At 52.7% G+C, this 13,262-nt stretch carries 12 protein-coding genes; 3 read left to right on the top strand and 9 right to left on the bottom strand.

The window, feature by feature from the left end; translation table 11 throughout:
- The 3 genes from AC5OW4_RS11700 to AC5OW4_RS11690 form a co-directional block, all read right to left on the bottom strand.
- A complete protein-coding gene (locus AC5OW4_RS11700; protein WP_493676995.1) occupies positions 1-555 on the bottom strand; it encodes a DHH family phosphoesterase in 555 nt (184 codons plus the stop codon).
- Positions 556-658: 103 nt separating this feature from the next.
- Entirely contained in the window at positions 659-2,953 is a 2,295-nt protein-coding gene (locus AC5OW4_RS11695) for a protein translocase subunit SecDF (RefSeq protein WP_072683591.1), read from the bottom strand.
- Positions 2,950-3,240: a post-transcriptional regulator gene (locus tag AC5OW4_RS11690; RefSeq protein WP_006060801.1), complete on the bottom strand. Its 291-nt coding sequence runs from the start codon at positions 3,238-3,240 to the stop codon at positions 2,950-2,952. Before AC5OW4_RS11690 ends, AC5OW4_RS11695 begins: the two co-directional genes overlap by 4 nt.
- A gap of 72 nt (positions 3,241-3,312) precedes the next feature.
- On the opposite strand from AC5OW4_RS11690, the gene AC5OW4_RS11685 reads away from it, so the two are divergent.
- Positions 3,313-4,635, top strand: a complete 1,323-nt coding sequence (locus AC5OW4_RS11685; protein WP_072683592.1) for an oligosaccharide flippase family protein — start codon at positions 3,313-3,315, stop codon at positions 4,633-4,635.
- On the opposite strand, the gene AC5OW4_RS11680 is transcribed toward AC5OW4_RS11685, so the two are convergent.
- Positions 4,537-5,223: a DUF421 domain-containing protein gene (locus AC5OW4_RS11680; protein WP_072683593.1), complete on the bottom strand. Its 687-nt coding sequence runs from the start codon at positions 5,221-5,223 to the stop codon at positions 4,537-4,539. The genes AC5OW4_RS11685 and AC5OW4_RS11680 overlap by 99 nt on opposite strands.
- Before the next feature lie 63 nt (positions 5,224-5,286).
- Between AC5OW4_RS11680 and AC5OW4_RS11675 the strand changes: the two genes are divergently transcribed.
- The gene (locus tag AC5OW4_RS11675; RefSeq protein ID WP_072683594.1) at positions 5,287-5,637 is read left to right on the top strand and encodes a hypothetical protein; all 351 of its coding nucleotides are present in this window, start codon (positions 5,287-5,289) and stop codon (positions 5,635-5,637) included.
- 409 nt (positions 5,638-6,046) lie between these two features.
- Here AC5OW4_RS11675 and AC5OW4_RS11670 read toward each other — a convergent pair whose 3' ends face one another.
- From AC5OW4_RS11670 to AC5OW4_RS11650, 5 genes are all read right to left on the bottom strand, one after another.
- A complete protein-coding gene (locus tag AC5OW4_RS11670; protein ID WP_072683595.1) occupies positions 6,047-7,318 on the bottom strand; it encodes an L-cysteine desulfidase family protein in 1,272 nt (423 codons plus the stop codon).
- A gap of 361 nt (positions 7,319-7,679) precedes the next feature.
- Positions 7,680-8,156, bottom strand: coding sequence for a hypothetical protein (locus AC5OW4_RS11665; protein ID WP_072683596.1), 477 nt, complete (start codon positions 8,154-8,156; stop codon positions 7,680-7,682).
- 117 nt (positions 8,157-8,273) lie between these two features.
- Complete coding sequence (locus AC5OW4_RS11660) at positions 8,274-9,254, bottom strand: serine hydrolase domain-containing protein (protein WP_072683597.1); 981 nt, start codon at positions 9,252-9,254, stop codon at positions 8,274-8,276.
- 20 nt (positions 9,255-9,274) lie between these two features.
- Entirely contained in the window at positions 9,275-10,087 is an 813-nt protein-coding gene (locus tag AC5OW4_RS11655; RefSeq protein WP_072683598.1) for a MerR family transcriptional regulator, read from the bottom strand.
- A 201-nt stretch (positions 10,088-10,288) separates the two neighbouring features.
- The gene (locus AC5OW4_RS11650; RefSeq protein WP_072683599.1) at positions 10,289-12,013 is read right to left on the bottom strand and encodes an FAD-dependent oxidoreductase; all 1,725 of its coding nucleotides are present in this window, start codon (positions 12,011-12,013) and stop codon (positions 10,289-10,291) included.
- Between the two features lie 177 nt (positions 12,014-12,190).
- Here AC5OW4_RS11650 and AC5OW4_RS11645 point away from each other — a divergent pair, with 177 nt between their 5' ends.
- Complete coding sequence (locus AC5OW4_RS11645) at positions 12,191-13,096, top strand: LysR family transcriptional regulator (protein ID WP_072683600.1); 906 nt, start codon at positions 12,191-12,193, stop codon at positions 13,094-13,096.
- Positions 13,097-13,262 lie beyond the last annotated feature (166 nt).

Genomic DNA, 13,262 nt, shown 5'->3' with positions numbered 1-13,262 from the left:
TCAGACGTGTGCTCTTCCGATCTTCCGCGACGGGTGCAGCAGCGTCAGACATTCAGGCTCCTGCTGGATTACGTGATGATCGGTGACGATCACTTCCACGCCCAGCTGCTTCGCCAAGGCCAGCGCGGGATGCGCCGCCACGCCGTTATCCACGGTCAGGATCAGCGAATAGCCCTTTTCCCTGGCCAGCTGCACGGTCTGCGCAGATAAGCCATAACCCTCGTTGAGCCGGTGGGGAACGTAAAACCCGTTGACAATTCCTGTTCGGTCAAGCGCCTCTTTCATGATTGCGGTCGCGCACAGGCCATCGGCGTCATAATCGCCGGCGATCAGCACTTTTTCATGCCGCTGACGCGCGGTGTCCAGCCGTTTTAAAATCTGCGTGAGTTCCGGGCTTTGGCAAGGATGCAGCGTCAGATCCGGATTCAGCACCTGACGGATTTGTTCATCGTCCTGGCAGCGGCAGGCCAGCACCTTCGCGCACAGTTCGCTGACGCCAAATTCCTGCCGGATCCGTTTTTCTTCGCCGTTGGTTTCAATTCGTTCAATTTTCATATTTTTCACCTGTATTGTTTATTTTATCATAAAATACGCTGTCTGTCTGGGCTCGCGCTCCTTTCTAATGCACAAAAGGCGGCTCGCGCCGCCTTCCTGATGGTTAATCGTTGATGCCTGGAATCGTCAGTTCGTCCAGTTTTTCTTTTTTGACTTTCTTCTTTTTCTTTTCCTTCGGCTTCACATGGGTGCGAATAGCATACCACATCTGCGGCGCAATGAAGATCGAGGAGAAGGTGCCGGCGATCAGACCGACGAACATCGCGAAGTTGAACGTGACGATCGCACCCGATCCCATCAACAGCAGCGCGATGATCGGCAGCAGCGTTGTGATCGAAGAGAAGACGGAACGCACCAGCGTCTTATCCAGCGAGTCGTTGACGATCTGCTTGTAATCTTCGTTTGTCAGCTTCGGCTTGCGGCTTTCCGCCACCGACTCGCGGACGCGGTCGAAGACGACGATCGAGTTGTTGATCGAATAGCCGATGATCGCCAGAATGACGGAAATCAGCTCGATGTTGATTTCCATTCTGAAGATGGCGAAGATCGCCAGAACGATTGCAACGTCATGAACCAGCGCAACGATACAGCTGACCGCATAATCCCATTTAAAGCGGATCGTGATGTAGATCAGCATCGCCACCCACGCCAGCAAGGACAGTGCGATCGCGTTCTTGACCAACTCGCGGCCGACGACCGGCGTAACGACGTTATCGTTTGGCTCAATTCCATATTTCGCCGTCAGCGTTTCCTTGATCGAAGTCAGCTGATCCTGTTCCAACGCCTGGTTCAGCGTGACGTAAACAACCTTATCGCCGGAAGCCTGTACGCGGCTCGGCTTGTAGCCCAGCGCTTCAAAATCGCTGCGGACCTCATTGGTATTCAGCGTTTCATTGGATGAAACGGTAATCTTCGTGCCGCTGGAGAAGTCGATCCCCAAATTCAGCGCACCCTTGCCGCCAAAGCCGTTGACGCAGATCATCACGACCGCCGCCGCCAGAATAATCAGGCTGGTTGTAATCAAATACTTCGCTTTGCCGACAAAGTCGACCTTCTTAAACGGACCGAAATAAAACTGTTCCTGACGCTTGGCCACATCCGGAATATTCGACTGCTTCACGCCGAACCAGATCTTCTTGTTGTCCAGCGCGCCGGACTTCACGATCTGATTGACTAAGAAGCGGGAGACATACACGTTTAACACCATCGTGCAGAAAACGGTGACCATCAGCATCGTCGCAAAGCCCTTGACTGCGCCGGTGCCGAAGATATACATGATCAACGCCGCTAAGAGCGTCGTGAACTGCGCATCGAAGATTGTCGCAAACGAAGTCGACTGTCCTTCTTTGACGGCGTTCTGAACGGAACGGCCGGCGTACAGCTCGTCTTTAATTCGCTCGAAGGTGATGATGTTCGCGTCCACGGTCATGCCGACGCCTAAAACCAGCGCCGCGATGCCCGGCAGCGTAAAGACACCGCCCATGCCGCCGTAAATCGCGAAGACCGCGAAGATGTACAGCGCCAGCATCACGTCGGCGATCACGCCCGCGAAACGGTAGACGACCAACATGAAGACCATGACTAACGCCACGCCGACGATGCCCGCCGTCGCAGTCTTGTTAAACGCGCCGATGCCATAGTCGGCACTGACGACGTTGGAGTAAATTTCTGTCATCTTGACAGGCAGACTGCCGGAATTGATCAGCTCCGCCAGCTCGCGCGCTTCGCTTTCCGTAAAGCCGCCGCTGATGACGCAGTCGCCGGAAATCGCCGACTTGACCTGCGCCGCGCTGATATACTTCGCTTCGCCCCCGGCCTGCGCTACCGCCGCTTCCTTGACATAGGAATCGCCGTCTTCATAATCCAGCCAGACGATCATAATGTTGTTGCCGGTTCCCATTTCGGAAACCTTCTGCGTGATTTCCGCAAACTTCGCCTGATCGGCAATCTTCAAGCTGACGACCGGCGCACCGTTTTCATACCCTAAAGAAGCGCCGCCTTCCTTGATGATGCTCGCATCGGAAAGCAGGTTGTCGTTGACGTCGCGGAACGTTAAGTTCGCGGTCGAGGAAATCACCCGCCGGGCTTCCTCCTGATCCTTGACCCCCGCCAGCTGCACGCGGATGCGGTCGTTGCCTTCAATCAAAATCTGAGGTTCGCTGACCCCCAGTACGTTAATGCGCTTGCTGACGCTTTCCGCCACCGCGGACATCGCCGGCAAATCTTTGCCTTCCTGCAGCGGGCTGATCTGATAGACGATCTCAAAGCCGCCCTGCAAATCCAAACCCAGCGTCGTGTTTCTGGCGACATCCTGCGCGAAGATGCCGATCATTGCAAAGATGGCAACAACAGTCACGATGAAGACCGTTAAACGACTTGTTCTTGTCCCCTTTTTCATACATTTCTTCCTCCTATTAAATCGCTAAACTCTGATAATTCTTGATGATACCCTTCAATGATCGCCTGCTTTGACAAAAAGCGGACAATCTGATCTGCCGATAAAGATAATATATCATTTACAGCCTCGTGTAAAGTCTTCGGTTGATTCCTTTTCCACACCAGCTTCTGCATGACATCCTCAAGATTTTTATAGTTTAGGCCGGGAAGCTGTTCACGCTGCAGCTGCTGCAGCTTCAGCATCAGAGTGAGCTGAATCTGCTTATTTTTCAGATCCAGGGATTCCATCTGAACTCTCCCCTTTCTTAATCATACTTATTTATTATAAATCATACTTTATAAAAAGTGGAGGAAAAAGTAATGAAAAAAGAAATCATTCGATCAACTGTCCATCTCCTTACCCTTTCATTGATCGCAAAAATCCTTTCCTTTTTTGTCCGGATCGCCTGCGCGCGCGTTCTCAGCGCCGAGGCGATGAATTATTACAGTCTGACGATGCCGACGACGGTGTTCCTCATCACGCTCGGCCAGATGGGGCTGCCCAGCGCCGTCAGCAAGATCATCGCTTCGCGTCAGGACTACACGCCGGTATTAAAAGCGTCCGTTCTGCTTTCGGTGATCAACAACCTGCTTCTGACAGTCTTTTTCATCCTCGTGATCCCGTTGCTGGCGGCCGTCGTCTTGAAGCAGCAGGTTCTGATTCCGGTACTGCGCGCGGTCGTACCGATCATTCCGCTGGTCAGTATCTCAGGGCTGCTGAAAGGTTATTTCATGGGCCGGCAGGAAATTATCCCGCCCACGGCCTGCCAGATCAGCGAGGAAATCACACGGATTCTCTTTCTGATCGGCTGCTTCACACTGGCGCCGACGACCGATCCGGTTAAAATGGCGTCGATCGCGGTGTTTTCGATGTCAGTTGGAGAAATGGGCAGCATCGTCCATCTGCTGATCGCGCTCAAACGTAAAAAAAGGGTGCTGCATCACGTCAGCACCTTAACCGATTCCCTGCATTGGCAGACCGTCAACGAATTGCTCAGCCTGTCGCTGCCGATGACCGGCAGCCGTTTAATCGGTTCCCTGACGAGTTTTCTGGAACCGATGTGCCTCGTGCTGTTCGCGGGCGTCCTGCTTCAGCAGCAGCTGATCACAACCTATGGCCAGCTTAACGGCTACGTCATGCCGTTATTGACGCTGCCCAGCTTTGCGACAATCGCTCTAAGCAACTGGCTGCTGCCCTCGTTTACCTACCAGGCCAGCCGTCACCGCATGGATCATGCCCGCAAACAATTCTTTCAGATCGGCTTGTGCTGTCTGGGCATCGGCTGCGCCAGCGGACTGACGTTGTTCTGCTTCGCCGAGCCGATCTGTCAGCTGCTCTATCACCAGACGCAGATGGTCGGCTTGCTGCGCTCGCTGGCGCTGCCGTTTATTCTGTATTCGATCCAGCCCTGCTTAAGCAGCGTGCTGCACGCGCTCGGCCAGAGTCAGAAGGCGATGATCGACACGACCTGCGGCTGTCTGACGCGCTTAGCCTGCATCAGCTTTCTGACGATTCCCTTAGGCACGCAGGCTGTCGGAATCGCGTTAGTCAGCGGGATGCTGGTGACGACCGTGCTGCATCTCGGCCGGGTTCTGCGCTGTCTTTTTCAGGACGAAAAAGCCATTTTTCTGCCACAGGCATAAGAACACGTCCGCCGGATCTGAGATGCCTTCGGTTTCAAGCTGTTCGCGCAGCCATGCCTCATCCTTGCCGATGGCCTGAAGCACCTGCTGCTGCACGATGCCGTCGGAGATCAGCGGGTCTTTCCACTTCAGCTTGCTGGCATCTTTTTTTAACACCGTCAGCGTGCCGCTGTTTTCCAGAATCGCAAACTGAACCTCCTCCGGCGTTGAAATGTCCTTATCACGCAGCTGATACATTAAATCGTCGATCGTATAGCGCTGCTTCTTCATCTCCATCTGGTCGATCATACCGTTATAGATGATCAAACTCGGCTTACCTTCAAAAAAGTCGCGCCATTTCTTCTTTTTCAGGCAGGCCCAGGCGATGAGGATCTGCAGCACCGTCAGCGTCAGGATCGCAATCAGTGCTTTCCAGATACTCTGGTCCGGTTCGGATATGGACAGGGCGTAAACCTCCGACATGACGAAATAAATGACGATATCCAGCACGCTCAGTTCGCCGACCTCGCGCTTGCCCATCACCCGCAGCGAGATGATGATGATCAGATAGAAAAAAATACATTTTGAAATGAGTTCAACATATTCCACTTTGACTTCCTCCTGTTGACATAATTCAGCATTTCCAGCGTAAGATGGGAGTGAGGTGACATCATGAAACACTTGCTTGACCCCTATCTCAGACTGGCCGCCGTCTTTCTCGGCGGTTCCCTCTTAGTTTCGTTCTTATTCAGCGTTTTATACTATTTTAACTGGATGGGAACGCCGATTTATCAAATTGGCTGTCTTTTATGCGGCGTGCTGCTGTACGCAGTGTGCGGAATTCTATTTGCTCAGAAAGCCAAGCGCAAGGTGCTGCTGCAGGCGTTGGTGCTGTTAATCGTGCTGGTGGTGCTGGGCGTGCTGTTAATGGAAGAGAAAAGCTGGGCTGCTCTGGGCGCGTTGGCGGCGAAGGGAATCTGTTTTCTGGCCGGCTGCGTCGTGATGATCAGCAAACATAATTAAACTCTTTTCCCTTTGGACGGCGATGAAAATGCCCATCGCCTTTTTTATTGTTTGATCGCGGTCATCCTAAAAAACAGGGCGTGCGGCTCCGGGATTCCAGACTTGGATGATCCTACCTTAAAAAAGAAAAAATTGTGAACTGATCTTTCTCCTCTTCTATTTCAAGCTTTTCACCTGCCGGCGGATTTTCAGACAACTTTACCTTGTTGAAGCACAGAAACGCCTATGACTTTTCGCGATCAATCGTTTTAATTAGAATGGATTAAGGTTATCGCATAAAAAAAGGAAACATCAGGTTCGCTGATCTTTCCTTTATCGTTCTGCTTTCTCTTTTTATCTGGAATTTCCAGCTTTATTCTTTCCACCGAAAGGCCGGTAATTCAACCCGCGCTGCACTGAACTGGGAACGCTAGTCGTTGATCATCATATTTAAAATGACCTGATCGGTGATCCGCATTCCATCCCGGCTCAGCTTGCCGACGGCGTCGATCGTCTGTTCGATATCATGCTTGATGATGCCGGTATCTTCCTCAAACGCGATGTTGTTGAGCGCCATCTGATGCGCGATCACGCCGCAGCTTAAAGCGGAAGCGATCTTGCTGGCGCAGGAAGGCTTTGCCCCGTCGCAGATCATGCCGGAAATTGTCCCGGCTAAATTCGTGATTGTCATCTCGATCTGACGCAGATTGCCGCCGGCCAGCCAGGTGATCGCGCTGAACGCGCCGCACGCCGCGCTGACGGCGCCGCAATAGGCCGACAGCCGGCCAATCCCGGTCTTTAAATGCACGGTGATCAGATTGCTTAAGGCCAGCGCCTGGAACATTTTTTCCTCGCTGATGCCTTTTTCCCGGGCGTACACGACGACCGGGACCGAGCAGGTCATGCCCTGATTGCCGCTGCCGGAATTGACGACGACCGGCAGGTTGCAGCCGCTCATCCGCGCGTCGGAACCGCTGGCGGCGTACGCGATGACCTTCGTAAACAAATCGTTGGGATTGTTTTTCATCATAATCCGGCCGACCTGCGAACCGAATGGATTCTTTAAGCCTTCCTCGGCGATCGCCATGTTGCATTCCACCTGCTTTTCAAGCAGCGGCCGGATTTCGCTGAGATCTTCATTTTCGACATAAGCGACGATCGATTCCACGGTCAGCCGGCTGCGGTCAATCGCGCTGACCGGCTGACTGGAACAATCATCCTTATCCAGCAGAACTTCTCCGTTCTTTATAATTTTCGTAATGTTGGTATGCTCGCGCTTGATCTGCAGCTGAACCTGATTTTCAGCCTGTTCCAGAACCGCCCAGATCTGCAGGTTTTCCTCGCCTTCAATCAGTTCCACCTTGCATAAATCGCTCTTTAACAGCTCCTTGACCCGCGCGACGTCCTGCGCCGTGCTGCCGGCGATGACCTGCAGCCCTTTTGACGCGTCGCCGCAGACGACGCCCATCAGCGCCGCGGTCTTAATTCCTTTTAAATTCACGGTGTTGGGAACGACGACGCCTTTCACGTTCTTCACAATGTTGCCGGAACAGCGCACCGTCATTTTCTCCGGGAACGCTCCCAGCACTTCTTTGGCCTTCGCGCAGGCATAAGCGATCGCGATCGGCTCAGTGCAGCCCAGCGCCGGAATCAGTTCTTCTTTTAATATCGGATAGACAAGCTCTTTAATCCCTTCTGGCATGGATATTCCTCCTCGTTTCTTTTCTGCTTCCTGGGTCGTATTCCCCGCAGCTTTTTTACGGTATCAAAACCGGATTGATCTGGTTTTTTACTCTGCTTTCATTATACCGTGTTCCCAACGGAAATTCATCCAGAAATTCGACCGGAACTCCGATTTATTTCCCATGTTTTTCTGCAAGCTGAAAACACTGACTTAACTCCACTTTTCCGCAAAAAAACCGGACAGGTCATCCGGTTAGGTTCTTACCCGAAATTGGACAAAGAAAAAAGTCACGCAGGATAAAGCTTCATTTAACGCTTACTCCTGCCAGCTTCTTTGTATGGACATTCTATGTCTGCTCGAAACCGAGTAAGAGCCTCAGTTACAGAGATTCGTTTCGGTTTTCCTCTGCGGATTGGGTTTGAATTGCCTGCAGCGTCTTTTGAATATCCTTCGCGATCAACCGCTGCATCGTTTCCGGCACATCCTGGATCTGCGCGCCGGTTAAAGCAGCGAGGATCGAAGGCTTGAGCGAGGGATGCGCGGCGCTCAGAGAAGGCAGGGCCTGAATGCACTGACGGCGTGTGATCGGTTTGGGATCCTGAATCAACGCCAGGCAGAAAGGCAGTGCGGCAGCGCAGGTCTTCTCCTCTACCCAGCGGGCATTGGCCCCGATCAAAAGCAGGCCGCGGGTGCGGACATAAGACTGAGGATCCTGAAGCAGCGCCACGAACCTGTCAAAATAGTATGAAACCTCCGCGCGGGTCTCACTGATCGCCAACAGGTGCTTTAACGCCTGATACGCGGTCTTCTGATCTTTATTTTTCAATTCTTCAATCTGAGCTTCAATCGGATTCATCTGCGATCACCTCGTTCTCATTAGACCATTCTGACCTCGTCCCGTCAACTCTTTTTCGCTGATGGATTCAAGCGTTCTTGCCTCCGGTCTTTGTGTGATCAGATAAGTCCGTTTTGATTATTCGCAGAATAACGGTTCAATCTGACCGCGGATAAAGTCGATCCGGTCTTTGACCCGCGGCACAAACGTGGACGCGATCGCGACGACCAGGTTTTTCTGCGGATTGACGTAGATCGCATTGCCGCCGTCGCCCAGCGCCGCAAACGAAGGCTCCGCTTCCTCCACGATCCACCACAGATAGCCGTAGTTCAAATTTCGTTTTTCCCAGCAGCTCTGCGTGCGGGTGCTTTCCTTCAGCCAGGCTTGGGGGATGATCTGTTTTCCGTCCACTTGACCACCATGGATGCAGCACTCGCCGATCGCCGCCATTTCCCGCGCCGAAAGCGTCAGACCCCATCCGGCAGTATTGATCTTGTTCGGTCCGCAGACCCAGCAGCTGTTTGTCGCCGCCTTGTAGAAGTCCATCTGTTCTTCTTTCGTTTCAAAGAAAAGACTTTTCTCTATGGCAATGCCCAGCGGATCAAACAAGTGTTCCCGGGCATAGTCGAGCACCGTTTTTCCGGTTGCGCGTGTCAGGATTCCGGTCAGTATATCCGGACCGATGATCGGCGCATAGCGAAATTCACCTAATTGTCCCCGCCCGCCGATCTGATTTAACGCGAAGCTGACCCAGTCGTCGCTTGTAAAATATTTCGTATAGGGATTAAAGCGAAAACGATACGGAACCGTCATCGTCAGGCAGTGCTTCAGCGTGACCTCACGCAGCAGCTCATGTCCTTTGCGGACTGGAAATTCGGGAAAGAAATCGAGAATTTTCTGATCCACTCCGGTAATTTCCCCGCGTTCCAGAGCGATTCCGATCAACAGGGAAACGATGCTTTTGGTCACGGAGAAGACGTGAAATTGATGTTCAGCGGTAAAGTCGTTGTAATACGCTTCCAGTTCGCGCCGGCCATTATGGCAGACGACCAGTCCGGCGAGATTCGGATAGTCTGTTTTGATGATTTTGTCGAGAGCGGACAGTTTTTTCGGATCCATATTCTTCCTCTTTTCCTTGTTTATTTTCTAACCGGATAATAGACTTCGGCGTAAAACGCCTGCGGATCATCCCGCGGATCAGAACGATAGACCTCAAACAACGCATCCGCATTGTGATATCCTTCCGCCTCAGCCCATTGAATCTGGCGGGCGTAGACCGCCGGGAAATCCGCGTCCGGACCGCTGACTACAGTTTTTAAACAGAGACCTGGCTGGAAAAGCCGGGTTTCCTCCGTGGTTTCCCGTACAGGAATCGCAAATTCCGTGTCCAATCCTTCCTCGCTGAATTCATCGTCATGAAATAAGGTCATCGGCGATCCGTCCATCGTCAGCAGTTGTTTTTGAAGTTTATCCAGCAAGATGCCGAAGCTTTGTTGATAGGCCAGCGGGAAATCGCCTTCCCGTACTTTTAAACGCCGCGAAAGCAGCGTCATCGCCGGCATTTCCGTCAACTCCACCACAATCTCATCCCCGGCGTTGACCAGCGGACAGCCTTGCCGGAGATTTTCAATGTCCCCGTCCAGCTGCTGCAGCCGTTGATTCAGGAGCGTTTTCTGACGCAGAAGTTCCTGCTTTTTTTCCTGCAGCGCCGCGCTCAGACTGCTTCGCTCGCCATTGAACGTGACGACGAGCAGCTTGATTTCTTCCAGCGTAAAGTTGTAGGCCTTAAGCCGGTTGATCAGCCGCATTGTCCCAAGCTGATCTGCGGTATAGAACCGATACCCGGTCGCAGGATTGACAAGCCAAGGCTGAAGTAGACCCATCGTTTCGTAATAGCGCAGTGTTTTCGTTGAAACCCGGCAGATCCTTGAAAATTCGCCGATCGTCAGCATCTTTTTTCCTCCTTTTTCCTGTGTCTGGCTTCAGGATACACCTTGTCCTTAGGGCAAAGTCAAGCGATCAATTCTGGAAATTTTAAACAAAGGAAAAGCGGCGCTGAAACAACGCCGCAAAACAGACAAAACTTTTCTTTTATTTCCTCATCCGGATCAGAATTCAGTCCGGACAAATTTCTGAGATCCGGCTCCTTTCGGTTAAGCTTCCTCGGCCAGATATTTTCCAGTCAGATAGCCGAACGTCAGGCAGGTGGAACCTAAATTATGTCCCGGGAAGTGGGTGGAATAGCAGTTGCAGTACATATCGCCGACCATCGAACCGACGCAGTACAGCCCTTCTATCGTTTCATTATTTTCATTGAGCACCTGCATCTTGTTATTGCAGCGGATGCCGCCGACGGTGGACAGGAACCACGGCGTACACTTAATCCCATAGAACGGGCCGGTCTTGATCGGAAGCAAAAGTTCCTTGCGCTTGTAGAAGTCTTCGTCCACTCCCTTTTCGCAGAAACCGTTATAGCGCTCGATCGTCGCAATCGCCGTTTCCTTCGGCAGTCCCAGCTTTTCAACCAGCTCCTCGATCGTGTCGGCTTTGACCATCTTGACGTCGATCGAACCGGAGCCGTTCATTTCAATGGTGCCGGAGCTGGCAACGATCTCATCCCAATATTGAATGACTTCCTGTTCGTTCTCAAATACCTTCGGTCCGTCGACATAGCGGTGATTCTGCCACTGCGGTTCGGAGGCATAAGCGGTATCCCAGATCGCATAGGCGTGATGGCCTTTTTCATGCATCAGCGACAGACCGCCGTGAGAAATAACATTGTCTTCGTTGATGTAGCGCACGCCGTCGCTGTTGACCATCAATCCCTGGAACGCCCGGACCTGACGGGTGATGCTGCGCCATTGGAAGCAGAAAATCATCGGTGCCGGCGTTTCGCTCTTATCCAACGCCGCCCCGGCCCAATAGCTCATCTTGTGGCCCGAACCTTCCCAGATTCCCCCGCGGCCCGCCTGCAGCGCCCATGGAATGTACTTCTGCAGCATTTCCTCGTCCGCGCCGAAATCGCCGGTCGCCATGACGACGCCTTTGCGGGCAATGTATTTCACATATTCGTTATTGGCGTTGGTACAGATCACCCCGATCACGCGGTCACCGTCCTTCACCAGCTGCTTTGCGGCGTTTTCATAGCGCATATCGACGCCGGCCTTGGCGCAGTATGCCGCCATGTTGTCGCAGACGTCCTGCTGCGGATTATCGTCCGGGCCTTTGCCATTCGGGCCGCCTAAGAATTCATGCGTGCCCGGGAATTCGCCGTTGACGTCTTCCGGATCCGAATACCAATGTTCCATAACCGGCGTCAGATCATTGCCGCCGACCTGGCTGGCCGTCGTCATGTGATCGATCAGCCAGTCCATCGCTTCGCCGCTGCGCTGGGCGTGAAGCATCCACTTGCTGCCGTCGATACGATAGGAATGATAGCCCATCATCCGTTTGTAAATCTTACTGATTTCTTCCTCGCTCAATTCGTAGCCCTTTTCCTTAGTCAGCTTGGAGTTGATGGCGAAAATCGATCCGCCGCGGCCGATGACCTGACGCATCCGTTCGATCAGGACAACCTCTGCCCCCGCTTCCCGGCCGGACAGGGCACAGCACAGACCGCTGAAGCCGCCGCCCACGACAACGATATCACTCTCGACAGTTTCTTTGATCTGATCCTCTGGAATCGGCTCCGGAGCCGATTCCCAGGCGAACTGACCGGAAGCGGCCGTCGGTTCAGGACATGGCGTTGACGTCGGCGTTTCCTGGCTTTCACAGCCTGTTAAAAGCCCGGCCGCCGCCAGCCCGACAGCACCGGCTGCCGCACCTTTCAGGAAATCCCGGCGCGAGATGCCGCTGGTTATCTTGTGGTTTTGATTCATTTCTTGTTTCCTCCTCTTGTGATTCCATTATCACAAGACTTTGGGAATTCGCCAATCATCTGTTATTTGATCTTTTCGCAACCAAAAGTTTCCAGTGTGTTTATGTTTTCACAATATATGTTATAATGATCACAACATCAAAGAGGAAAGAAACTAAAAAAATCGGGGGATTTTGTCATGGATTTTCGGACTTTAAGTTATTTCGTCGAAGTATGCCAGCAAGCTTCTTTCGCCAAGGCCGCCAAAGCCGCTTACATCTCGCCGCAGGGGCTGCACAAAGCGATCCGGCAGCTGGAACAGGAACTGAACGCGCCGTTGTTTGTCAAAACCGACGAGGGACGGCTGTTGACGCCACAGGGTGAGTGTTACTACGAATTTGCCGTCAGGACGTTGGAAGATTATAACGATACGCTGGAAAAAATCGAGGATCTGGCAAGACCGAAGTCCAGCCGTCTGCGGATCGGCTTCTCCTATGGCACAATCGGCTCGCTGGGCATCAACACGCTTGTTGAATTCCGCCAGCAATATCCGCGGATTGAAATTCAGCATGAGGATTTGCCGGACTTGCGCTGCGAACAGAAATTACTCGACAAGCAGCTGGATCTGGCCATCACGGTCGCGCCGTTTGACCAGACCCGTTTTCATACTCAGCCGTTGTTCAGCGAACCTTTCCATTTCTGGATTAATCGGCAGAATCCGTTGTCAAAAAAAGCGCGGATCACGTTTGACGACCTGCGCGGCCAGCGGATTATGATGGTTGGCAAAGAATTCAAGTCGTATGCCTTTGTGATCCACGGCTGCCGCAAGCTGGGGTTTCGCCCCAACGTTGTGCTGACGACTTCGGAAATGGAACTTCTGCGGCAGTTTGTCTGCGATAACCATGGCATTGCGCTGACCGTCGAGCATGAAACCCGGCTGCCAGCCTCCGAAGTGTTCACCAGCGTACCGTTTGACGATCATACCTGGAGCTACGGTGTTTCCTGGTTAAAAAACCACACGCTCACCGAAGATGAAAAAACGCTGATCCACTATTTTCAGACCCGCGTCCCCGCGCCGGATCGTCCGGATGAAGCCCGGCTCTGATCCGGCTTTATTCCTTCACGGACTTCCGTCCGTTTTTTTATGCTTTTCTGATGCAAACTAATCGAGAATCTGACGGATCATCTGCGGATTATTCAGGAATCGGCGGTACAGGTTGACCGTCTGCGACTCGTCATAGCTCACCGGCACCAGCACGTCGTCCTGGATT

This window comes from Holdemania sp., assembly GCF_986127675.1.
The sequence above is the reverse complement of the archived record's forward strand: the minus strand, read 5'-3'. Positions and strand labels throughout refer to the sequence as shown.

What these genes read in the sequence shown, in the direction of transcription:
- AC5OW4_RS11690 (WP_006060801.1), bottom strand. Translation starts at nt 3,240, where the DNA reads ATGGAATCCCTGGATCTGAAAAATAAGCAGATTCAGCTCACTCTGATG.
- AC5OW4_RS11655 (WP_072683598.1), bottom strand. Translation starts at nt 10,087, where the DNA reads ATGCTGACGATCGGCGAATTTTCAAGGATCTGCCGGGTTTCAACGAAA.
- AC5OW4_RS11650 (WP_072683599.1), bottom strand. Translation starts at nt 12,013, where the DNA reads ATGAATCAAAACCACAAGATAACCAGCGGCATCTCGCGCCGGGATTTC.
- AC5OW4_RS11665 (WP_072683596.1), bottom strand. Translation starts at nt 8,156, where the DNA reads ATGAATCCGATTGAAGCTCAGATTGAAGAATTGAAAAATAAAGATCAG.
- AC5OW4_RS11695 (WP_072683591.1), bottom strand. Translation starts at nt 2,953, where the DNA reads ATGAAAAAGGGGACAAGAACAAGTCGTTTAACGGTCTTCATCGTGACT.
- AC5OW4_RS11660 (WP_072683597.1), bottom strand. Translation starts at nt 9,254, where the DNA reads ATGGATCCGAAAAAACTGTCCGCTCTCGACAAAATCATCAAAACAGAC.
- AC5OW4_RS11685 (WP_072683592.1), top strand. Translation starts at nt 3,313, where the DNA reads ATGAAAAAAGAAATCATTCGATCAACTGTCCATCTCCTTACCCTTTCA.
- AC5OW4_RS11700 (WP_493676995.1), bottom strand. Translation starts at nt 555, where the DNA reads ATGAAAATTGAACGAATTGAAACCAACGGCGAAGAAAAACGGATCCGG.
- AC5OW4_RS11670 (WP_072683595.1), bottom strand. Translation starts at nt 7,318, where the DNA reads ATGCCAGAAGGGATTAAAGAGCTTGTCTATCCGATATTAAAAGAAGAA.
- AC5OW4_RS11675 (WP_072683594.1), top strand. Translation starts at nt 5,287, where the DNA reads ATGAAACACTTGCTTGACCCCTATCTCAGACTGGCCGCCGTCTTTCTC.
- AC5OW4_RS11645 (WP_072683600.1), top strand. Translation starts at nt 12,191, where the DNA reads ATGGATTTTCGGACTTTAAGTTATTTCGTCGAAGTATGCCAGCAAGCT.